The sequence below is a fragment of the Cereibacter johrii genome, from assembly GCF_001720585.1.
Classification (GTDB): domain Bacteria; phylum Pseudomonadota; class Alphaproteobacteria; order Rhodobacterales; family Rhodobacteraceae; genus Cereibacter_A; species Cereibacter_A johrii.
This window is the reverse complement of sequence record NZ_MABH01000112.1, coordinates 14,231-34,686: the sequence shown is the minus strand read 5'-3', so window position 1 is coordinate 34,686 and position 20,456 is coordinate 14,231. Positions and strand designations below refer to the sequence as shown.

The 20,456-nt window shown below is 70.1% G+C and carries 20 protein-coding genes; 14 read left to right on the top strand and 6 right to left on the bottom strand.

What is annotated here, in order from left to right:
• Positions 1–444: response regulator (locus A9O63_RS08490; protein WP_141703058.1), on the top strand; the 444-nt coding region annotated here is incomplete at its 5' end.
• 156 nt (positions 445–600) lie between these two features.
• Here the strand turns inward: A9O63_RS08490 and yaaA are convergent.
• Genes yaaA through A9O63_RS08475 form a run of 3 tightly spaced genes read right to left on the bottom strand, consistent with a single transcriptional unit; the run spans position 601 to position 3,767 of the window.
• A complete protein-coding gene (yaaA, locus tag A9O63_RS08485; protein ID WP_069331538.1) occupies positions 601–1,374 on the bottom strand; it encodes a peroxide stress protein YaaA in 774 nt (257 codons plus the stop codon).
• Positions 1,374–3,419, bottom strand: coding sequence for a DNA helicase RecQ (recQ, locus tag A9O63_RS08480; RefSeq protein ID WP_069331537.1), 2,046 nt, complete (start codon positions 3,417–3,419; stop codon positions 1,374–1,376). The genes yaaA and recQ overlap by 1 nt, the downstream gene beginning before the upstream one ends.
• A 57-nt stretch (positions 3,420–3,476) precedes the next feature.
• Positions 3,477–3,767, bottom strand: coding sequence for a YggT family protein (locus A9O63_RS08475; protein WP_069331536.1), 291 nt, complete (start codon positions 3,765–3,767; stop codon positions 3,477–3,479).
• A 128-nt stretch (positions 3,768–3,895) separates the two neighbouring features.
• On the opposite strand from A9O63_RS08475, the gene A9O63_RS08470 reads away from it, so the two are divergent.
• The 6 genes from A9O63_RS08470 (at position 3,896) to arfB (ending at position 9,172) form a co-directional block, all read left to right on the top strand.
• Positions 3,896–4,423 carry an acyl-CoA thioesterase gene (locus A9O63_RS08470; RefSeq protein WP_069331535.1) on the top strand — a complete coding sequence of 176 codons (528 nt, stop codon included), beginning with the start codon at positions 3,896–3,898 and terminating at the stop codon, positions 4,421–4,423.
• 220 nt (positions 4,424–4,643) lie between these two features.
• Positions 4,644–6,014 carry an MFS transporter gene (locus A9O63_RS08465; RefSeq protein WP_069331534.1) on the top strand — a complete coding sequence of 457 codons (1,371 nt, stop codon included), beginning with the start codon at positions 4,644–4,646 and terminating at the stop codon, positions 6,012–6,014.
• Entirely contained in the window at positions 6,011–6,895 is an 885-nt protein-coding gene (gene mepA / locus A9O63_RS08460) for a penicillin-insensitive murein endopeptidase (RefSeq protein ID WP_069331533.1), read from the top strand. Before A9O63_RS08465 ends, mepA begins: the two co-directional genes overlap by 4 nt.
• Entirely contained in the window at positions 6,868–7,782 is a 915-nt protein-coding gene (locus A9O63_RS08455) for an esterase-like activity of phytase family protein (RefSeq protein ID WP_069331532.1), read from the top strand. The genes mepA and A9O63_RS08455 overlap by 28 nt, the downstream gene beginning before the upstream one ends.
• A gap of 59 nt (positions 7,783–7,841) precedes the next feature.
• Positions 7,842–8,468 carry a queuosine precursor transporter gene (locus A9O63_RS08450; protein WP_069331531.1) on the top strand — a complete coding sequence of 209 codons (627 nt, stop codon included), beginning with the start codon at positions 7,842–7,844 and terminating at the stop codon, positions 8,466–8,468.
• A 278-nt stretch (positions 8,469–8,746) separates the two neighbouring features.
• The gene (arfB, locus tag A9O63_RS08445; protein WP_069331530.1) at positions 8,747–9,172 is read left to right on the top strand and encodes an alternative ribosome rescue aminoacyl-tRNA hydrolase ArfB; all 426 of its coding nucleotides are present in this window, start codon (positions 8,747–8,749) and stop codon (positions 9,170–9,172) included.
• A gap of 8 nt (positions 9,173–9,180) precedes the next feature.
• Here the strand turns inward: arfB and pncB are convergent, their stop codons facing one another.
• Positions 9,181–10,473 (bottom strand): nicotinate phosphoribosyltransferase, encoded by a 1,293-nt coding sequence (gene pncB / locus A9O63_RS08440; protein ID WP_069331529.1) that lies wholly within the window; start codon positions 10,471–10,473, stop codon positions 9,181–9,183.
• A gap of 1 nt (position 10,474) precedes the next feature.
• Positions 10,475–11,080, bottom strand: coding sequence for a bifunctional nicotinamidase/pyrazinamidase (gene pncA, locus A9O63_RS08435; RefSeq protein ID WP_069331528.1), 606 nt, complete (start codon positions 11,078–11,080; stop codon positions 10,475–10,477).
• Between the two features lie 191 nt (positions 11,081–11,271).
• Here pncA and A9O63_RS08430 point away from each other — a divergent pair, with 191 nt between their 5' ends.
• A complete protein-coding gene (locus A9O63_RS08430; protein WP_069331527.1) occupies positions 11,272–12,054 on the top strand; it encodes an SDR family NAD(P)-dependent oxidoreductase in 783 nt (260 codons plus the stop codon).
• Entirely contained in the window at positions 12,051–12,974 is a 924-nt protein-coding gene (locus tag A9O63_RS08425; RefSeq protein WP_069331526.1) for a 2-dehydro-3-deoxygalactonokinase, read from the top strand. Before A9O63_RS08430 ends, A9O63_RS08425 begins: the two co-directional genes overlap by 4 nt.
• Here the strand turns inward: A9O63_RS08425 and A9O63_RS08420 are convergent.
• Entirely contained in the window at positions 12,932–14,542 is a 1,611-nt protein-coding gene (locus A9O63_RS08420; RefSeq protein WP_069331525.1) for an alpha-amylase family glycosyl hydrolase, read from the bottom strand. The genes A9O63_RS08425 and A9O63_RS08420 overlap by 43 nt on opposite strands.
• A 473-nt stretch (positions 14,543–15,015) precedes the next feature.
• Here A9O63_RS08420 and A9O63_RS08415 point away from each other — a divergent pair, with 473 nt between their 5' ends.
• The 5 genes from A9O63_RS08415 (at position 15,016) to A9O63_RS08395 (ending at position 20,388) form a co-directional block, all read left to right on the top strand.
• Positions 15,016–16,254 (top strand): MFS transporter, encoded by a 1,239-nt coding sequence (locus A9O63_RS08415; RefSeq protein ID WP_069331524.1) that lies wholly within the window; start codon positions 15,016–15,018, stop codon positions 16,252–16,254.
• 102 nt (positions 16,255–16,356) lie between these two features.
• Positions 16,357–17,529 (top strand): MFS transporter, encoded by a 1,173-nt coding sequence (locus tag A9O63_RS08410; RefSeq protein WP_069331523.1) that lies wholly within the window; start codon positions 16,357–16,359, stop codon positions 17,527–17,529.
• A 48-nt stretch (positions 17,530–17,577) separates the two neighbouring features.
• The gene (locus tag A9O63_RS08405) at positions 17,578–18,612 is read left to right on the top strand and encodes a glycosyltransferase family 4 protein (RefSeq protein ID WP_069331522.1); all 1,035 of its coding nucleotides are present in this window, start codon (positions 17,578–17,580) and stop codon (positions 18,610–18,612) included.
• Positions 18,609–19,235, top strand: coding sequence for a glycosyltransferase family 29 protein (locus A9O63_RS08400; protein WP_069331521.1), 627 nt, complete (start codon positions 18,609–18,611; stop codon positions 19,233–19,235). The genes A9O63_RS08405 and A9O63_RS08400 overlap by 4 nt, the downstream gene beginning before the upstream one ends.
• 130 nt (positions 19,236–19,365) lie before the next feature.
• Positions 19,366–20,388, top strand: a complete 1,023-nt coding sequence (locus A9O63_RS08395; RefSeq protein ID WP_069331520.1) for an aspartate-semialdehyde dehydrogenase — start codon at positions 19,366–19,368, stop codon at positions 20,386–20,388.
• Positions 20,389–20,456 lie beyond the last annotated feature (68 nt).

Genomic DNA, 20,456 nt, shown 5'->3' with positions numbered 1-20,456 from the left:
CGGCCGCCGCCCGTGCCGGTGCCGGCGCTCCGGCGGATGCGGGTGCTGGCCGCCGAGGACAACCGCACCAACCAGCTCGTCTTCGGCAAGATGGTGCGAGACCTCGACATCGAGCTGACCTTCGCCGACAACGGCCGCGAGGCGGTGGAGCTTTACGACCGCATCCGGCCCGATCTCGTCTTCATGGACATCTCGATGCCGGAAATGGACGGGCGGGCGGCGGCGCGCGCCATCCGCGCCCGTGAGCGTGGGGGCGTCCATGTGCCCATCGTGGCGCTGACGGCCCATGCGCTCGAGAGCGACGCCCGGGCCAGTGCCGCCGCAGGCATCGACCGGACGCTCACCAAACCCCTGCGCCGGGCCATGATCCTCGAGACGCTGGCGGCCTTTTGTCCGGCAGGCACCCGCCCCATCCAGTCCGTGCCGGTCGAGGGAGCGGACTGAAGCCCCGCGTCTCGCCCGGGCCGGCGAGGTGGAGGCACGGCGCGGCCTCCGCGGGCGGGCGCCGTCGCGGCACCGCCCGCGGGATCACGGTCCATGACCGCCGGGGAAGCGGGGGCGCGCCCGCGTCGGTTGCCAGCCGGAAGGGAGCGCGCCGCCTCAGCCCGCGCGCAGGAAGACGGGGCGCTCGTCGGTGGAGAGGTCGGGCTCGAACGCATAGCCGCCCGCGCGGAAGCCGCGCAGGTCCGCCGGGTCGTCGAGCCGGTTCTCGGCGATGAAGCGGGCCATGGCGCCCCGGGCGCGCTTGGCCCAGAAGCTCACGATCTTGCGCTCGCCGTTGCGCTCTTCCAGGAAGGTGGGCGTGACGACCAGGAGCGTCAGCGCCGCGCGATCCGCGGCGGTGAAATATTCGACCGAGGCGCAGTTCACGAGGACGCGCGCCCCTGTCTCTGCCGCGCGCGTGTTCAGGGCCTCGGCGATCCGGTCGCCCCAGAAGTCATAGAGCGTCGCGCCGCGCTCGGTCGCAAGCCGCGTGCCCATCTCCAGCCGGTGCGGCTGGATCCGGTCGAGCGGACGCAGGAGCCCGTAGAGGCCCGAGAGGATGCAGATCCTGTCCTGCGCCCAGCGGAGCGCATCCGCATCCATGGTCCGCGCCTCGAGACCGGCATAGGTGTCGCCGTCGAACAAGGCGACCGCCGGCACGGCCGCATTTCGCGCTTCGTGAAATTCCGCGAAGCGCGCCACGTTCAGCCGGGCCAGCGGCTCGGAGATATGCATGAGCCGGCGCAGGTCGGCCGCGGTCAGATCGCGCGCGACCCGCGCCAGCGCATCGGCCTGATCCTGCAGGCGCGGCTCGGAGGGCGCGAGATCCGCGGGCAGATCGAGGACGGGCCGCGCCGCAAGGCGCTTGGCAGGGGACAGGACGGCGAGCATCAGGCCTCCCGCAGCACGTCGAGGAAGGCCTCGCCGAAGCGCTCGATCTTCTGCGCGCCGAGATCGCCCACGCGGTCGAGATCGGCGAGCGTCGTGGGCCGCGCCTCGGCGATCCGGCGCAGCGTGCTCTGCGGCAGGCTCAGGGGCTTGCCGGTGCCGTCCTCGCCGCGCATCAGCGCGACCTGCGCCTCGGCCAGCCGGTCGAAGAGCTCGGCCGCGCCCCGCCCCGCCAGACGGCGCCGCTGGGGATGCATGGCGGCCTCGGCCTCGCCGGTGACGACGGCAAGGAAGGTCGCGCCGTAACTCTCGAGCTTCTTTGCCCCGACGCCGGTGATCCCCGCCATCTCGTCGAGGGTCCGCGGGCGGCGCTCGGCCATCTCGATCAGGGTGCGGTCGGTGAAGATCACATAGGCGGGCACGCCCGCGGCCTCGGCCAGCGCCCGGCGCTTGGCCTTCAGCGCCGACAGAAGCGGCGCATCCTCCTCGGAGATCAGCGCGCGGGCCTGCGGCCGGGCCGCGGCGGATTTCACCGTGTCGCGGCGGAGCGTGATCTGCTCTTCGCCGCGCAGGATGGGGCGGGCGGCCTCGGTCATCTTCAGCGCGCCGTGGCGTTCGGGATCGGGCCGCACCAGATCGCGCCCCATCATCTGCCGGAACACCGCCTCCCACGCCGGGCGCGAGAGATCCCGGCCGACCGAGAAGGTGGGCAGCCCGTCATGGCCGCGGTCGCGCACCTTCTGGGTCGCAGTGCCGGTCAGGATGTCGATCAGATGGCCGGTCCCGAACCATTCGCCGGTGCGCAGGATCGCCGACAGCGCCTTGCGCACCGCCTCGGTCGCATCGAAGAGCTCGGCCGGGCGGTCGCAGAGATCGCAGGTGCCGCAAGGTTCGGAGCTTTCGCCGAAATAGCCGAGCAGCACCTGACGCCGGCAGGCGGTGGCCTCGGCCAGACCCAGCAGCGCGTTCAGCCGGGCATGATCGGCGGCCTTGCGGTCGGGCGGGGCCAGCCCCTCGTCGATCTGGGCGCGGCGCAGGCGGATGTCGTCGGGGCCGTAGAGCGTCAGCGTCTCGGCCGGGGCGCCGTCGCGGCCCGCGCGGCCGATCTCCTGATAATAGCCCTCGATGGATTTCGGCAGGTCGGCATGGGCGACCCAGCGGATGTCCGGCTTGTCGATCCCCATGCCGAAGGCGATGGTCGCCACGACGATGAGACCGTCTTCCTGCTGGAAGCGGATCTCGACCGCGCGCCGGTCGTCGGCCTCCATCCCGCCGTGGTAGTGGCAGGCGGAATGCCCCGCCTCGCGCAGCGCCTGGGCGAGCGTTTCGGTCTTGGCGCGGGTGGCGCAATAGACGATGCCCGAGCGGCCCTTGCGCGCGGCGGCGAAGGCCAGGATCTGCTGGCGCGGGCTCGCCTTGACGGCGAAGGCCAGATGGATGTTCGGACGGTCGAAGCCGCGCAGGAAGGTGGCGGGCGCCACGCCGTCGAAGAGGCGCGCCACGATCTCTTCCTGCGTCTCGGCGTCGGCGGTGGCGGTGAAGGCCGCCAGCGGCACGTCGAGCGCGCGGCGCAGTTCGCCGATGCGCAGGTAATCGGGGCGGAAATCATGGCCCCACTGGCTTACGCAATGGGCCTCGTCCACCGCGATGAGCCCCACCCCCACCCGGCGCAAGAGCGCGAAGGCCCCGGCCGAGGCGAGCCGCTCGGGCGCCATGTAGAGGAGCTTGATCCGGCCCTCGTCGAGCGCCCGGAACACCTCGTCCGTCTCGGCCTCGGTGTTGCCCGAGGTCAGCGCGCCGGCCTCGACCCCCGCCTCGCGCAGCGAGCGCACCTGATCGCGCATGAGCGCGATCAGCGGCGAGACGACGAGCGTCACCCCCTCGCGGGAGAGGGCGGGCAGCTGGTAGCAGAGCGACTTGCCGCCGCCCGTCGGCATGATGGCCAGCGTGTTCTGCCCCTGCCGCACCGCCTCGACGATCTCTTCCTGCCCCGGCCGGAAGTCGGAAAAGCCGAAGATCGAATGGAGAAGCTCGCGCGGGGTGGGCATAAGGCAATCCGTCTGGGTCCGGCGCGGGGCCGGACCGTCAGGTGAGGTGGGGAAGGATCAGTAGTAGAAGCTGGCCATGTTGTTGCGCAGCACGATCTGCAGCCCGTAGATCGCGACCAGCACGATCAGCGGCGCAAGATCCAGCCCGCCCATCGAGGGCAGGATGCGGCGCACCTTCGAATAGATCGGCTCGAGCAGGCGGCTCAGCCCGTCCCAGATCTGGCCGACGAGCGGCTGACGCAGGTTCAGCACCTCGAAATTGATGAGCCAGCTCATGATGATGTGCGCGAAGATGATGAACTTCGCAATGTCGAGGATCAGCATCAGGATCTGGAAGAGCGATATCATGGACGCATCCTTCACGGGAAATCTCAAAGACAGGTATAGACGGGCCCGCCAAAGGGCAACCTCGTTCCGCTGCGTTGGCCTTGACGGGACCGTGATGGCGTAGCACCCAAGGCGTGAAGGAGTGATTGATGTATCCTTACGTCCGCCTTTTCATGGAGATGCGCCGCGCGCGGCGGCTCGACCCCCTGCCGGTTCTGGGCACGCACCGATCCTCGCATCTCTGCCTGCCCTGGGATCTCGACCCCTGGCGCGAGCTCAACAACGGGCGGACGCTGACCCTGTTCGATCTGGGCCGGGCGCCGCTTCTGGTGCGAACGGGCATGCAGCGGATCTGCTCCGCCAAGGGCTGGGGCATGACGGTGGCGGGCAGCTCGGTGCGCTACAGGCGGCGGGTGGTGCTGATGGAGCGGCTCGAGATGGTGAGCCGCTGCCTCGGCTGGGACGGACGGTTCTTCTACATGGAGCAGAGCCTCTGGCGGAAGGGCGACTGCACCAGCCACATGCTCCTGCGCGCGGCCACGACCTCGGGATCGGGCATCGTGCCGCCGGCCGAGGTGGCGGCGGCCCTCGGTGCGGGCGAGAGCCCGCCCTTGCCTGACTGGGTGCAAGCCTGGATCGAGGCTGACGCGCTGCGGCCCTGGCCGCCCGCCCCCTGAGGCGCGCCGGACGGGAGCCCATGCCGTGACGCGGGCGAGGGCCCGCCCTTGCCCGACTGGGTGCAGGCCTGGATCGAGGCCGACGCGCTGCGGCCTTGGCCGCCCGCCCCCTGAGGCGCGCCGGACGGGAACCCGTGTCGTGAGGCGGGGGAGGGCGCCGCGCCTCGGGTTGCGTCGGGGACGCATTTCGGGCTTCATCCGCGCGATCCACGGAGGGGCCATGGCACGCGCGCGACTTCGCATCTGGGGCTGGTATTTCTTCGACTGGGCGAGCCAGCCCTACAGCACCCTCCTCCTGACCTTCGTCTTCGCGCCCTATTTCGCCGAGGTGGCGCGCGGGCGCTATCTGGCCGAGGGCATGGACGCGGGGGCCGCGGGCGCGGCGGCGCAGTCGCTCTGGGCCACGGGCCTCGGCGCGGCAAGCCTTGTCGTGGCGCTCCTCGCGCCGCTCCTCGGGGCCGTCGCGGATGCGGGCGGGCGCAGGCTCGTCTGGGTCTGGGGCTTCTCGGCCTTCTACATCCTGGGCTCGGCGGGGCTCTGGGCGCTGACGCCGGACGGAGACGGCCTCGTCTGGGCGCTCGTCTGCTTCGGGCTGGGCTTCGTGGGGATGGAATTCGCGACCATCTTCACCAATGCGCTCCTGCCCTCGCTCGGGCCCCGCGACCGGATCGGCGAGATCTCGGGCTCGGGCTTCGCCTTCGGCTATCTGGGCGGCGTGCTGGCCTTGGCGCTGATGCTGCTCTTTCTGGCCGAGAGCGCCCAGACGGGGCAGACACTGATCCGCCTTCCCCCGGCCTTCGGCCTCGACCCGGAGCTGCGCGAGGGCACGCGCGCCGTGGGCCCCTTCACCGCCCTCTGGTATGCGGTCTTCATGGTGCCCTTCTTCCTCTGGGTGCGCGAGCCTGCGCTGCCGCGCAGCCCGGTCCGGTTCGGCGCGGCTCTGGGCCGGCTCGGCAGCTTCCTGAAAAGCCTGCCCCGGCGGCGGAGCCTCGCGGCCTATCTCGCCTCGTCGCTGCTCTATCGCGACGCGCTGAACGCGCTTTACGGCTTCGGGGGTGTCTATGCCTCGGGCGTGCTCGGCTGGAGCATCATCCAGATCGGCGTCTTCGGGGTGGTGGGCGCGGTGACGGCCACCGTGGCCTCGTGGGCGGGAGGGCGCGCCGACCGGCGCTTCGGCCCGAAGCCCGTGATCGCCGCCTGCATCCTGCTTCTGACGGCGGTCTGCATCCTGATCGTCGGCACCTCGCGCGAGAGCCTCTTCGGCCAGCCGCTGCCCGAGGGCTCGCGCCTGCCGGACCTGATCTTCTTCGGCTGCGGCGCGCTGATCGGCGGTGCAGGCGGGGCGCTTCAGGCCGCGAGCCGCACGCTGATGGCCTGCCACACCACACCCGAGCGCGCGACCGAGGCCTTCGGGATCTACGCTCTGTCCGGCAAGGTCACGAGTTTCCTCGCGCCCTTCCTGATCGCCCTCGCCACCGGCCTCAGCGGATCGCAGCGCGCGGGCATCGCCCCGCTGATCCTGCTCTTCCTTGCGGGGCTCGTTCTGCTAGTCTGGGTGAAACCGGGCGGCGAACAACGGGCAGTGACATGATGCGCATTCTCTCCTTCCTCCTCGCTCTGGGGATGGCCACTGCCGTTCAGGCCGAACCGAAGGCCAACAAGCTGTTCGGGGCGCAGACCGGCCCCTCGCGCCATGCGCCCATGCCGATCGGCAGCTATAACCGGGGCTGCGCGGCGGGGCTCGTGCAGATGCCCGAGAGCGGCCCGACCTGGCAGGTGATGCGCCTGTCGCGCAACCGGGCCTGGGGCCATCCCGAGATGATCGAGTTCCTGCAGGCGCTGTCGGTGGCGGCGCGGCAGATCGGCTGGGCGGGGCTCTATGTCGGCGACATCAGCCAGCCGCGCGGCGGGCCCATGACCTCGGGCCATGCCAGCCACCAGATCGGCCTCGATGCGGATGTCTGGATGCTGCCGCCGCGCCGGCTCGACCTGACGGTGGCGGATCGCGAGCGGATCTCCTCGATCCCCGTCCGCTCGGCCGACCAGCGCAGCGTCACCGCGAACTGGACGCGGGCGCACCACACGCTTCTGCGGTCGGCCGCCTCCGACGACCGCGTGGACCGGATCTTCGTGGCCGCTGCGGTGAAGCTCGAGATGTGCAAGACCGCGACCCGGGCCGACCGGGCCTGGCTGCAGAAGATCCGCCCGGTGCCGGGGCACGACACCCATTTCCACATCCGCCTGAAATGCCCGCGCGGCGCGGTTGCCTGCCAGACGCAGACGCCCACGGTGGCCGAGCTCTCGAAGGGCGGCGACGGCTGCGACGAAACCCTGACCTGGTGGGTGACGGACTATCTGAACCCGCCCAAATCGCCGCCGAAAAAGCCTTCGGGTCCGAGACCCAAGGGCGCGCGCGACTACACACTTTCCGATCTTCCTGCCCAATGCCGCGAAGTCCTCGCCTCGCGCTGATCGCGGGGCTCGTGCTGGGCCTCGCGCTCGGCGGAAGTGCGGACACACCGGGCGACGGGGTCACGCGCTTCGTCTGGACCGTCGAGGATCCGCTGTTCGGCGGGCTCTCGGCCCTCGAGATGTCCGAGGACGGCCGCTCGGTCACGGTTCTTTCGGACCGCGGGGCCTGGACGCGCGGACGGGTGATCCGCGACGCGCAAGGGCATATCCTCGACATTCGGACCGAGCCGATGCGCCTCCTGCGCGGCCGCGGCGCGGAGCCGCTGGCGCGGCGGCGCAACGACAGCGAGGGGCTTGCCCTTGCACCGGACGGCACCGCCCATGTCTCGTTCGAGGGCGCGGCACGGGTGTTGCGCTACCCTGACCTGTCCGGCCCCGCCGAGAATCTTCCCGTTCATCCCGATTTCGCCCTGATGCAGAGGAACAGCGCGCTCGAGGCGCTGGCCATCGATGCAGGGGGCGCGATCTACACCCTGCCCGAACGGTCGGGCAGCGCCACACGGCCCTTCCCGGTCTACCGTTACCGGAACGGGGTCTGGAGCCAGCTCTTCGCCGTGCCCCGCCGCGGCTCCTTCCTGATCGTCGGCGCGGATTTCGGCCCCGACGGCAGGCTCTATCTGCTCGAGCGGCGGTTCCGCGGGATTCTGGGCTTCGCCAGCCGCGTGCGCCGCTTCACCCTCGGGCCGGAGGGTATCGCCGCCGAAGAGACGGTGTTCGAGACCCGCTCGGGCCGGTTCGGCAATCTCGAAGGGATCTCGGTCTGGCGCGCGCCCGGGGGCGGCACGGTCCTGAGCCTGGTGGCCGACGACAATTTCCTGTTCCTGCTCCGGACCGAGCTGGTCGAGGTGCACCTTCCGCGATTGACAGGCGGGCCCCTGCGGGAGTAGGCCGCGCTGTCCCCGAAACGGGGGCCAAGTCTCCGCGACCTTGTCAAAACGGAAAAGACATGCCCCGCAGCCTGATCCCCGCCATTCTGGCGATGGCCGCCATCGTGGTGGCCTCGAACATCCTCGTGCAGTTCCTGTTCGGCCAGTGGCTGACCTGGGGCGCCTTCACCTATCCTCTGGCCTTCCTCGTGACCGACCTCACGAACCGCTTCCGGGGCGCCGCCGCCGCGCGCCGCGTGGTGCTGGCGGGCTTTGCCACCGGCATCCTCTGCTCGCTGATCGGCACGCAGATCCAGGGCGAGTTCGGCCCGCTCGTCACGCTGCGCATCGCGCTGGGGTCGGGGCTTGCCTTCCTCGTGGCCCAGATGCTCGACGTGACCGTCTTCGACCGGATGCGCCACGCGCGCGGCTGGTGGCAGGCTCCGCTGATCTCGACGCTCGTGGGATCCAGCCTCGACACGCTGATCTTCTTCGGAACCGCCTTTTCAACGGCGCTCGTCTGGCTGGAACCGTCGAATGACGTGTCCTGGGCGAACGAGACGCTGCCGCTTCTGGGCGCCGGCCCCGAGGCCCCGCTCTGGCTCTCGCTGGCCGTCGCGGACTGGTCCGTCAAACTTCTGCTCGCTTTGGTGGCACTCCTGCCATTCCGCATCATTGTCAGGCGGATGACCGCAAACGTTGCGTAATCATCATTTGACAAACACCAGATCTGTGCCACCTTTCCCCTATCGGCAACCAATTGAAAGGAGGTGATCCAGTGTCTAGAGTGATATTGGAGAGACGTGTCGGGACAGCTGTCGGGGGTGTTTTCTGAGGGCAGCCCCTCTTAAAATGCACCGGCGGTTGGGCTAGCTCCTAACTGGCTCATCTCCTTGGATCTCGGAAAGGGTCGCCCCCCGTGGCGGCCCTTTCTCGTAGGGCGCGGCCCGTTGCGAAGGGCCGGCGCCCGCGATAGGCCCCCTTCATGCTGCACATCACCGATCAGATCACGCTCGCCGACTGGGAACTGACCGAGAGCTTCTCGCGCTCGTCGGGGCCCGGGGGGCAGAACGTCAACAAGGTCGAGACGGCTGTCGAGCTGCGCTTCGAGGCCGAGCGGTCGCCGCATCTGTCGCCCGCGGTGAAGGCGCGGCTGAAGCGGCTGGCGGGCCGGCGCTGGACGCAGGAGGGCGCCATCGTCATCCGGGCGGAAGAGACGCGCAGCCAGCAGCGCAACCGCGAACTGGCGCGCGAGCGGCTGGCCGAGATGGTGCGCGCGGCGCTGGTCGCGCCGAAGCGGCGGATCGCGACCAAGCCCACGCTCGGCAGCCAGCGGCGCAGGCTCGCCGCCAAGTCGATCCGCAGCGACGTGAAGGCCGGGCGCGGCCGGGTGAGCGACGAGGAGGGCTGAGGCCCGCCTCAGACCTGCACGTCGTAGGCCACCTGATCGCCCACGCCGAAGACGCGCTTGTAGCGCGCGATCTCGTCGGCGGGGCCCATCGCCTTCAGCGGATTGTCCGAGAGCTTCACGGTGGGCCGTCCGTCCGCCGCCACCGCCTTGCAGACGAGGCTGAAGGGGGCCAGCGCATCGTCCTTCACGAGGCCGCGGAAATCGTTGGTGAACATCGTCCCCCAGCCGAAGCTGACCTTCACCCGGCCGTGGAACTGGCGGTGCAGCTCCTCGATCTTCTCGACATCGAGCCCATCCGAGAAGATCACGAGCTTGCGGCGCGGATCCTCGCCCCGGCTCTGCCACCAGCGGATCGCGGTCTCGGCGCCCTGGGCGGGGTCGCCCGAGTCGATGCGGATGCCCGTCCAGGTCGAGAGCCAGTCCGGCGCGCGGGCGAGGAAGCCCTCGGTGCCGTAGGTGTCCGGCAGGATGATGCGGAGGTTGCCGTCATGCTCCTCGTGCCAGTCGGCCAGCACCTGATAGGGCGCGCGGGCGAGGTCTTCATCCGTCGTGGCCAGCGCGGAATAGACCATCGGCAGCTCGTGGGCATTGGTGCCGATGGCCTCGACCTCGCGCCGCATGGCGATCAGGCAGTTCGAGGTGCCGGTGAAGGCATCGCCCAGCCCCTCGATCATCGCCTGCACGCACCAGTCCTGCCAGAGGAAGGAATGCCGCCGCCGGGTGCCGAAATCCGCGATCTTCAGCCGCTCGATCCGCTTCAGCCGCTCGATCTTCTCCCAGAGCTTGGTCATGGCGCGGGCATAGAGCACCTGCAGCTCGAACCGCCCCATCGTGGCCAGCACCGCGCGCGAGCGCAGCTCCATCAGCACGGCCAATGCCGGGATCTCCCACAGCATGACCTCGGGCCATTTGCCCTCGAAGGTCAGCTCGTATTGCCCGTCGCGCTTCTCCAGATGGTAGGGGGGCATCCGCAGGTTTTCGAACCACTCCATGAAGTCCGAGCGGAACATCTGGCGCTTGCCGTAGAAGGTGTTGCCGCGCAGGAAGGTGCTCTCGCCGCGCGACAGGCGCAGGGTGCGGATATGGTCGAGCTGCTCGCGCAGCTCGCCCTCGTCGATCAGCTCGGCCAGCCGCACCGCGGAGGTGCGGTTGATGAGGCTGAAGCGCACCACCGTGTCCGGCCTGTTGCGGAACACCGACTGGCACATCAGGAGCTTGTAGAAGTCGGTGTCGATCAGCGAGCGGACGATCGGGTCGATCTTCCATTTGTGATTGTAGACGCGGGTGGCGATATCGACCATGTCAGGGCTCCAGCGCGACGCCGGCCTCGGCCATCTGCGCCTTGATCGCGGCGAGCGATCCGTTGAGGTCGATGGCGGCCGAGGCGCCTTCCAGCACCGTCACCCGGAAGCCCAGCCGGGCCGCATCGAGCGCGGAATAGGCCACGCAGAAGTCGGTGGCGAGGCCCGCGAGCGTCACCGCCTCGATCCCGCGGCTGCGCAGGTAGCCTTCGAGCCCGGTGGGGGTGGTGCGGTCGTTCTCGAAGAAGGCCGAGTAGCTGTCGATCCCGCGGCGGAAGCCCTTGCGGAGGATGAGATCGGCCGGCGCCGTCTCGAGCGCGGGATGGAACTCGGCGCCGCGCGTGCCCTGCACGCAATGGGTGGGCCAGAGCACCTGCGGCCCGTAGGGCATCTCGATCAGCGAGAAGGGCACCGCCTCGTGGGTGGCCGCGAAGGAGGAATGGTCGGAGGGATGCCAGTCCTGCGTGAAGATGCGCGCGCCGAACTCGGGCAGGAGCGCGTTGATCCGGGGGATGATCGCATCCCCTCCGGCGACGGCGAGCGCGCCGCCCGGGCAGAAGTCGTTCTGCACGTCGATCACGATCAGGGCTTCGGTCTGGGGACGCATCCCTGCCTCCGTTAACACTTCTTTCGCCAAGGGCTAAGGAGTGCGCGCCCCGAGGTCAATGGAGGCCGCACCGCAGCAGCCTTGACGCCCGCCGCGGCCTCGGGCGACAAGATGCGGCACTGGCGCCCCGCGCGGGTGTCCTCTGGCCCGGGCATCCGCCCCGCGGCCGCTCCCCCGACCGGAGGTTCCCCATGACAGACACACCCGCCGCCCATCCCGTCTTTCCCGACCTGAAGGGGGCCTCGTTCTTCCTCAGCGGCGGCGGCTCGGGCATCGGCGCGGCGCTGACCGAGGGCTTCCTGCGGCAGGGCGCGCGGGTGGCCTTCGTCCAGCGCTCCGACGCCACCGCCTTCTGCGACCGGATGGAGGCCGAGACCGGCGCGCGGCCGCTGTTCCTGCCCTGCGACGTGACCGACATTCCGGCGCTGCGGCAGGCGCTTGCCGAGGTGGCCGAGCGGCAGGGGCCGATCCGGGTTCTCGTGAATGCGGCCGCCCACGACGACCGTCACACGACCGCCGAGGTGACCGAGGATTACTGGGATCGCGCGCAGGCGGTGAACCTCAAGCATTACTTCTTTGCCGCGCAGGCCGTCATTCCCGGCATGAAGGCCGCGGGCGGCGGGTCGATCATCAATTTCTCCTCGATCTCCTACATGATGGGCAATGCGGGCTATCCGGCCTACACGACCGCCAATTCGGGCATCAACGGCCTGACCCGCAGCCTCGCGCGCGAGTTCGGGCCCGACCGGATCCGGGTCAATGCGCTGGCCCCGGGCTGGGTGCTGACCGAGCGGCAGAAGGATCTCTGGGTGACCGAGGAAGGGCTGCAGGCCCATCTCGACCGCCAGTGCCTGAAGGAGGCGCTGGTGCCCGCCGATATCGTGGGGGGCGTGCTCTTCCTCGCGTCGGAGGCTTCGCGGATGATGACGGGGCAGGCGCTGGTGATCGACGGCGGCGTGGTGGTGACGGGATGAGGCCCGGCTGGATCGCCGCCGACTGGGGCACGAGCCGTCTGCGCGTCTGGGCGATGGGGGCGGAGGGCGTGCTGGCCGAGGCCCGGTCGGACGAGGGCATGGGGCAGGTTCCTGCGGGCGGGTTCGAGGCGGCGCTCCTGCGGCTGATCGGCCCGTGGCTCGGCGACGGGCCTCCGGTGCCGGTGGTGATCTGCGGCATGGCGGGCGCGCGGCAGGGCTGGCAGGAGGCGCCCTACCGCAGCCTGCCCTGCGCGCCTGTCGATCCGCAGGCGCTGGTGCCGGTGCCGTCGGAGGATCCCCGGATCGCGGTCCGCATCGTGCCGGGGCTGGCGCAGGCGAAGCCCGCCGACGTGATGCGCGGAGAAGAGACGCAGATCGCGGGCGCGCTGGCGCTGCTCGGATCCTTCGACGGGGTGATCTGCCTGCCCGGCACCCATTCCAAATGGGCGCAGGTCTCGGCCGGCGAGGTGGTGAGCTTTCGCAGCTTCCTGACCGGAGAGCTTTTCGCCCTCCTTTCGGAGCGCTCGGTGCTGCGCCACGGGCTCGCGGCGGAGGGCTGGGACGACGAGGCCTTCCTCGCGGCCGTGTCGGACGGCATGTCCCATCCCCAGAAGCTCGGCGCGAAGCTGTTCGGGCTCAGGGCCGAGGCTTTGTTGCAGGATCTGCCCGCCGCCACGGCGCGGGCGCGGCTCTCGGGGCTGCTGATCGGGCTCGAGCTCGTGGGCGCGCGCAGCTACTGGCTGGGTCAGCCGGTCGTGCTGGTGGGCGAGGAGGCGCTCGCCGCCCGCTATGGCGCGGCGCTTGCCGCGCAGGGCGTGCAGGCGCGGCTCCTGCCCGCCGCGGCCTCTACGCTCGGCGGGCTTGCCGCCGCCATGGGTCAGCTGACGCTGGCATCCTCGGGAGCCGGCAGGAAGGCGTAGCCGTTCGCCCCGAGGGTGAGGCGGTCGCCCTCGAGCACGGCGGCCTGTGCCGGGCCGATCAGCCCGCCATGGCCCGGCAGGGTCGCCGACACGGGCTCGATGCCGAGGTTGAAGAAGCAGGCGAGCGACTGGCCCTCGAGCGTCCGGGTGAAGCCCAGCATCGGCTCGGGCAGGTCGAAGAACCGGCTGCGGCCGCGGATCAGCGCAGGCTGGCTCCGGCGGAACTGCAGAAGCGCGCGGTAGGTCTCCAGCACCGACCCGGGGACGCCCTTCTGCGACGCCACGTTCCGGGCCAGCTGCGGCGGCTTCACCGGCAGCCACGGCGTGCCGGTGGTGAAGCCGCCCGCAGGCCCGTCGTCCCAGACCATCGGCGTGCGGCAGCCGTCGCGGCCCTTCTCCTCGGGCCAGAACCGGAGGCCCGGCGGATCGGTCAGCTCCTCATAGAGCAGCTCGGTTTCCGTCTGGCCGATCTCCTCGCCCTGATAGAGGCTGACCGAGCCCTCGAAGGACAGGAGCATGGCCGCCGCGAGCCGCGCCACGTCATCTTCTGCCCCGTGGCCTGCCCATCGTGTCGCATGGCGCACGACATCGTGGTTGGAAAAGGCCCAGCAGGGCCAGCCATGCGGCGCGGTGGCGAAGAACTCCTCGATCCGGCTGCGGAAATGGCTGGCGGTGAAGGTGCGCGAGAGCATCTCGAACGTGTAGGCCATGTGCAGCCGGTCTGTCCCGCTGGTATATTCGGCGATGATCGCAAGGCCGCGCAGCCCGTCGGCCACCTCGCCCACCATGGCCCGGTCCGGATAGTCGTCGAGCAGCTTCCGCATCCGCAGGAGGAAGGCGATATTCTCGATCCGCGACTTCGAGAAGGCATGGTCCTGCATGTCGTAGGCATTGACCGGCGGGATCGGCCCGTTCTGCGGGTTCGGCCGGTTCGACCGCAGTTCGGCGTCGTGGAAGTAGAAGTTCACCGTGTCGAGCCGAAAGCCGTCCACGCCCCGGTCGAGCCAGAAGCGCATCTGCTCGAGAAGCCAGTCCTGCACCTCGGAATTGTGGAAGTTGAAGTCGGGCTGCGAGATCAGGAAGTTGTGCAGATAGTACTGCCGCCGCTGCGCGTCCCATTCCCAGGCCGAGCCGCCGAAGACCGACAGCCAGTTGTTCGGCGGGCTGCCGTCGGGCTGCGCGTCGGCCCAGACATACCAGTCGGCCTTGGGATTGTCGCGGCTCCGCCGGCTCTCGCGGAAGAACGGATGGGCCGAGGAGGAATGGCTCAGAACCTGGTCGATGATGACCTTGAGCCCGAGCTCGTGCGCCCGGGCAAGCAGCGCGTCGAAATCCTCCATCGAGCCGAAGAGCGGATGGATCGCGGTATAGTCCGACACGTCGTAGCCCATGTCCTCCATGGGCGAAGGGAAGATCGGCGAGAGCCAGATCGCGTCGGCCCCGAGCCAGGCTACATGGTCGAGCCGCTCGATGATGCCGCGCAGGTCGCCCACGCCGTCGCCGTCGGAATCCTGAAACGAGCGGGGATAGATCTGATAGGTCACCGAGCCGCGCCACCAGTCCGACATGCTGCCTCCTCGTCCTCTTGCCTTCCCCCATCAAGCGACGGCCCAAGGCAGCGGTTCCCCTCCGACAGGCCGGTGCATCCTGTCGGGCGCGCCGTTTCCGCCCCGCCGGCATCCCCCTGCCGCCGTCGGTCGGCCTTCGGGAGGATCCTTGCCGGTGCTGTCCGGGAAGGCCCGATACAGAGGGACACGACGGAGCCTGCAAAGGCTGCAGGGAAAGGGCGGGGCCGTTCCGACCCCACTTGAGCCCTCTGGCAGAAGGAGGTCTGCGGACGGCCGTTTCGCGACGCGGGGGCTGGGGCGGCCGCCTTCCTCTTCCGTGAGGGGCGGTGCCCCGCCGCCTCCCCCCACGAAGCGCGGATGACCGAAGGGGTCTCATAACGGATCCTGACACGAAACATCAGAAAATAGCGTTTGACGCGGCGACATTGGCCGGAGCAGGCTCTGCGCCCGCCCCCAGTCCGCCCGGATCCCCCATGACCAAATCTCCGATCTTCACGCCCGTCCTGATCTCGGGCTGCATCGTCCTGATGCTCGGCTTCGCGATCCGCGCCAGCTTCGGCGTGTTCCAGATCCCCATCGCCGAGGAGTTCGACTGGCCGCGGGCCGACTTCTCGATGGCCATCGCGATCCAGAACCTCGCCTGGGGCATCGGCCAGCCGATCTTCGGGATGCTGGCCGAGAAGTTCGGCGACCGCCGGGCCATCGTCGCGGGCGCGCTGACCTATGCGGCGGGTCTCGTGCTCTCGAGCTTCGCCGTGACGCCGCTCCAGCACCAGTTCCTCGAGGTGCTGGTGGGGTTCGGGATCGCGGGCACGGGCTTCGGCGTGATCCTTGCGGTGGTGGGACGGGCCACGGCGCCAGAGCATCGCTCGCTCGCCCTCGGCATCGCCACGGCCGCGGGCTCGGCGGGGCAGGTCTTCGGGGCGCCGGCGGCCGAGATCCTGCTGGGCTTCTACAGCTGGCAGACGGTGTTCCTGATCTTCGCAGGCGTCATCCTTGCCGCGCTCTTTGCGCTGCCCTTCATGCGCGCGCCGGTCACCGCGACGAAGGCAGAGCTCGAGGAGTCGCTCGGCACGGTGCTCCGGCGGGCCTTCCGCGACCCGTCCTATACGCTGATCTTCGTGGGCTTCTTCTCCTGCGGCTATCAGCTGGCCTTCATCACCGCGCACTTCCCCGCCTTCGTGACGGAGATGTGCGGGGCGATCGATCCGCGCGGCCCGCTGGCGGCGCTGGGGATCACCACCACCTCGGCGCTGGGCGCGCTGGCGATCTCGCTGATCGGGCTGGCCAACATCGTGGGCACGATCACCGCAGGCTGGCTCGGCAAACGCTATTCCAAGAAATATCTGCTGGCCGCGATCTATACCGGACGCACTCTCGCCGCCGCGCTCTTCATCCTCGTGCCGATGACGCCGACCACGGTCCTTCTCTTCTCGCTCAGCATGGGCGCGCTCTGGCTGGCGACGGTGCCGCTCACCAGCGGGCTCGTGGCCCATCTCTACGGCCTGCGCTACATGGGCACGCTCTATGGGTTCGTCTTCCTCAGCCACCAGCTCGGCAGCTTCATGGGCGTCTGGCTGGGCGGGCGCATGTATGACATGACCGGCGACTATACGATGGTCTGGTGGATCGGCGTGGGCGTCGGCGCCTTCTCGGCCATCGTCCACCTGCCCATCCGCGAGACCCGCAGCCCCGCGCTGCACCCGGCCTGACCCAGACGCGGCGCCTGCCATTCGCGAAGCGCGAATGGCGGGGCCTCTTGCCCTGTCCGCGGCGGCGGATATACCTCGGATCCGCGAGCGGGAGGAGACGTGATGCGCGCCGGGATCGCCTGCCTCGTGCTGGCCTATGTGCTGAGTCAGTTCTACCGCGCCTTTCTCGCGGTGCTCGCCCCCACGCTGAAGGCCGAGCTCGGCGTCTCGGCCGAGGATCTGGCGGCCGCCTCGGGCATCTGGTTTCTGGCCTTCGCGCTGATGCAGTTCCCGGTGGGCTGGGCGCTCGACCGGATCGGGCCGCGGCTGACCTCGATGGTGCTCCTCGGCGCCGGAGGGGCGGGCGGGGCGCTCGTCTTCGCGCAGGCCGAGGGGCCGGGGGCCCTGATGGCCGCCATGGCGCTGATCGGCATCGGCTGCTCGCCCGTGCTGATGGCGAGCTACTACATCTTCGCGCGCAGCTTCAGCCCGGCCCTCTTCGGCACGCTGGCCGCGGCCGTGGTGGGGATCGGCAGCCTCGGCAATATCGCGGGCTCGGTGCCGCTCGCCTCGGCGGTCGAGACCTTCGGCTGGCGCGAGACGCTGATGGCGCTGGCGGGCGTGACGCTGGCCGCGGCCGCGGCGATCGGGATCCTCGTCCGCGATCCGGCCCGCGTCGAGGGCCCGGCCCGGGGCTCGATGCTCGATCTGCTGCGGATGCCCGCGCTCTGGCCCGTGCTCGCCATGATGGTGGTCTGCTACGCGCCGGCAGCGGGCCTGCGCGGGCTCTGGATCGGGCCCTATTATGCCGACACCTTCGGCGCCGCCCCCGCCGAGATCGGGCGCGCGACGCTGGTCATGGGCCTTGCCATGGTGGCGGGCAGCTTCGCCTACGGGCCGCTCGACCGCCTGCTCGGCACCCGCAAGGGGCTGATCCTCGGCGGCAATCTCCTGACGGCCCTGTGCCTGCTCGCGCTCTGGGCCTGGCCCGCGACGGGCGGCTGGCCCGCGCTTCTGCTCTTCGCGGGGATCGGCTTCTTCGGCGCCTCCTTCCCGATGGTCATCGCCCACGGCCGCGCCTTCGTGCCGCCGCACCTGACCGGGCGGGGGGTGACGCTGCTCAACTTCTTCGGGATCGCCTCGCCCGGCCTCATGCAGTTCGCGACCGGCGCGGTCCACGGAGCGGTGGCTCCGGTGCCGCCCGCCGCGCCCTATGCCGCGCTCTTCCTGTTCTTCGCGCTCTTCATCCTTGCGGGCTGCGCGATCTATGCGGTCAGCCGCGACCGGACGGACTGACTTTCCGTCCGCCACGCTCTGCGCTAACCAGAGCCTCGGGGGGACACCATGCCAGTGCAGCCGGATCGGATCGAGGTCATCGCGCCCAACCTCAAGCGCCGCCTCTCGGGGGTGACGGCCACCATCGCGCGGCTGGTGCCGGTGCAGGCGCGCCTGATCGGCATCGCGGCCACCGGCCCGGGCCTGCCTGCGGACCTTCCGCATCTGCCGCTCTGGCGCCTGCCGTTCCTGCCGCGCGACCGCTGGCGGGTCTGGCACGCCCGGCGCAACACCGAGATGCTGCTGGGCCTCGCGCTGCGCCATCTCCTGCGCCGACGGCTGAAACTTCTCTTCACCTCGGCCTCGCAGCGGCGGCACACGGGCTACACGCGCTGGCTGATCGGGCGGATGGATGCGCTGGTCGCCACCTCGCGCCGGACGGCCTCCTATCTCGAGCGGCCCGCCGAGGTGATCCTGCACGGGATCGATACCGACACCTTCCGCCCCGGCGACCGGGCCGAGGTGCGGGCGCGGCTGGGCCTGCCCGAGGCGGTGCTTGTGGGCTGCTACGGCCGGATCCGGGCGCAGAAGGGCACGGATGTGTTCGTCCATGCCATGATGCGGCTTCTGCCCGAGCGGCCGGGCGTGGCTGCGGTGGTGATGGGGCGCGCGGTGGGCGAGCATCAGGCGTTCCTCGACGGGCTCCGCCGCGAGGTCGAGGCCGCGGGGCTGGGCCAGCGCATCCTGTTCCGGCCTGAGGTCACGGTGGATCGGATGCCCGACTGGTATCGCGCGCTCGATCTCTATGTGGCCCCGCAGCGGTGGGAGGGCTTCGGGCTCACGCCGCTCGAGGCGATGGCCTGTGGCGTGCCGGTGGTGGCGACGCGCGTCGGCGCCTTCGAGGAGCTGGTGAGCGCGGACACGGGGCGGCTCGTGCCGCCGGGCGATCTCGCGGCCATGGTGGCGGAGGTGGCGGCGCTCCTCGACGATGCCGCCCTTTGCGGCCGGATGGCCGAGGCCGCCCGGGCGCGCACCCTCAAGGGGTTCCGCATCGAGGATGAGGCGGCGGCCCTCGTCGCGCTCTACCGGAGGCTTCTTGCATGACGCGGCTCGGATTTCTCTTCGCCCGCACCTTCCGCCGCGAGGCGCCGCTGGCGGCCCTCTCGCTGCCGGAGGAGGCGCTGCTTGCCCGCTTTGCCACCGAACGGATCGCGCTGGTCGGCAATGCGCGCAGCCTGTCGCAGGCGGCCTTCGGCCCCGAGATCGACGCGGCCGACCTCGTGATCCGGCTGAACCGCGCGCCGATGCCGGCCGCGGCCAGCCACGGCACGCGGACGGACGCGCTGGCGCTCGCCACCTCGCTTCAGGCCGAGGCGCTCGAGCGGCTCGCGCCGCGGCTCACGCTCTGGATGTCGCCCAAGCGCAAGCGGTTGCAGTGGCATGTGGCGAGCCGCCGGGGCTTCTACCTCCACTCCCGCGCGGACTACGAGGATCTGAAGCGTCGGCTGGCCGCGCCGCCCTCGACCGGGCTCATGACGATCGACCTTCTGGCGCGGAGCCGTGCGGCCTCGGTCACGCTCTACGGCTTCGATTTCTTCGCGAGCCTGTCGCTCACGGGGAGCCGGACCGCCGCGCAGGTGCCGCACGATTTCGGCGCCGAGGCCCGCTTCGTGCAGGCCCTGCTCGAGAGCGACCCGCGCTTCACGCTGCGCGGATCCCCGGGCTGAGCCCCGCAGGGTGGGTCCCGCGCAGCGCACCGCCCTGCGCGCCAAGTCTCTCCGGCCCGATTCCGCTTTCCCCGTGACCCCCGTTGCGCTATGGGGGCGCGTCATTCCGACATGAGAAGAGGGGTCCCCGATGGGCTACAGGGTCGTCGTCGCGGGTGCCACGGGCAACGTGGGCCGTGAAATGCTGAACATCCTCGCCGAGCGCGAGTTTCCGGTGGAGGAGATTGCCGCTCTGGCGAGCCGCAAGTCTCTCGGCACCGAGGTGAGCTTCGGCGACAAGACCCTGACGACCAAGGATCTCGATACCTTCGACTTCACCGGCTGGGATATCGCGCTGTTCGCGGTGGGCTCGGACGCGACGAAGATCTATGCGCCGAAGGCTGCGGCCGCGGGCTGCGTCGTGATCGACAACTCGTCGCTCTACCGCTACGACCCGCAGGTGCCGCTGATCGTGCCGGAAGTGAACGCCGATGCGATCGAGGGCTACAAGGCCAAGAACATCATCGCCAACCCCAACTGCTCGACCGCGCAGATGGTCGTGGCGCTGAAGCCGCTGCACGACCGGGCCAAGATCAAGCGCGTCGTCGTCTCGACCTACCAGTCCGTTTCGGGCGCGGGCAAGGCCGGCATCGACGAGCTCTGGAACCAGACCAAGGGTATCTACGTCCCCGGTCAGGAGGTCGAGCCCTCGAAGTTCACCAAGCAGATCGCCTTCAACGTGATCCCGCACATCGACAGCTTCATGGAGGACGGCTCCACCAAGGAAGAGTGGAAGATGGTGGCCGAGACCAAGAAGATCCTGGATCCGAAGGTGAAGGTCACGGCGACCTGCGTGCGGGTGCCCGTGTTCGTGGGCCATTCCGAGGCGATCAACATCGAGTTCGAGGATTTCCTCGATGAAGAGGAAGCGCGCGACATCCTGCGCGAGGCTCCGGGCGTGCTCGTCGTCGACAAGCGCGAGGCCGGCGGCTACATCACGCCCGTCGAATGCGTGGGCGATTACGCCACCTACATCAGCCGCATCCGGCAGGACTCGACCCTCGACAACGGGCTGAACCTCTGGTGCGTGTCCGACAACCTGCGCAAGGGCGCCGCGCTGAACGCGGTGCAGATCGCCGAGGTTCTGGGCAACCGCTGCCTGAAGAAGGGCTGAGACGGGGACGGGGCCGCGCTCGGGCCCCTCTTCCTCCGGGACTGCGAAGCCCGCGGCAGGCGCTCCTG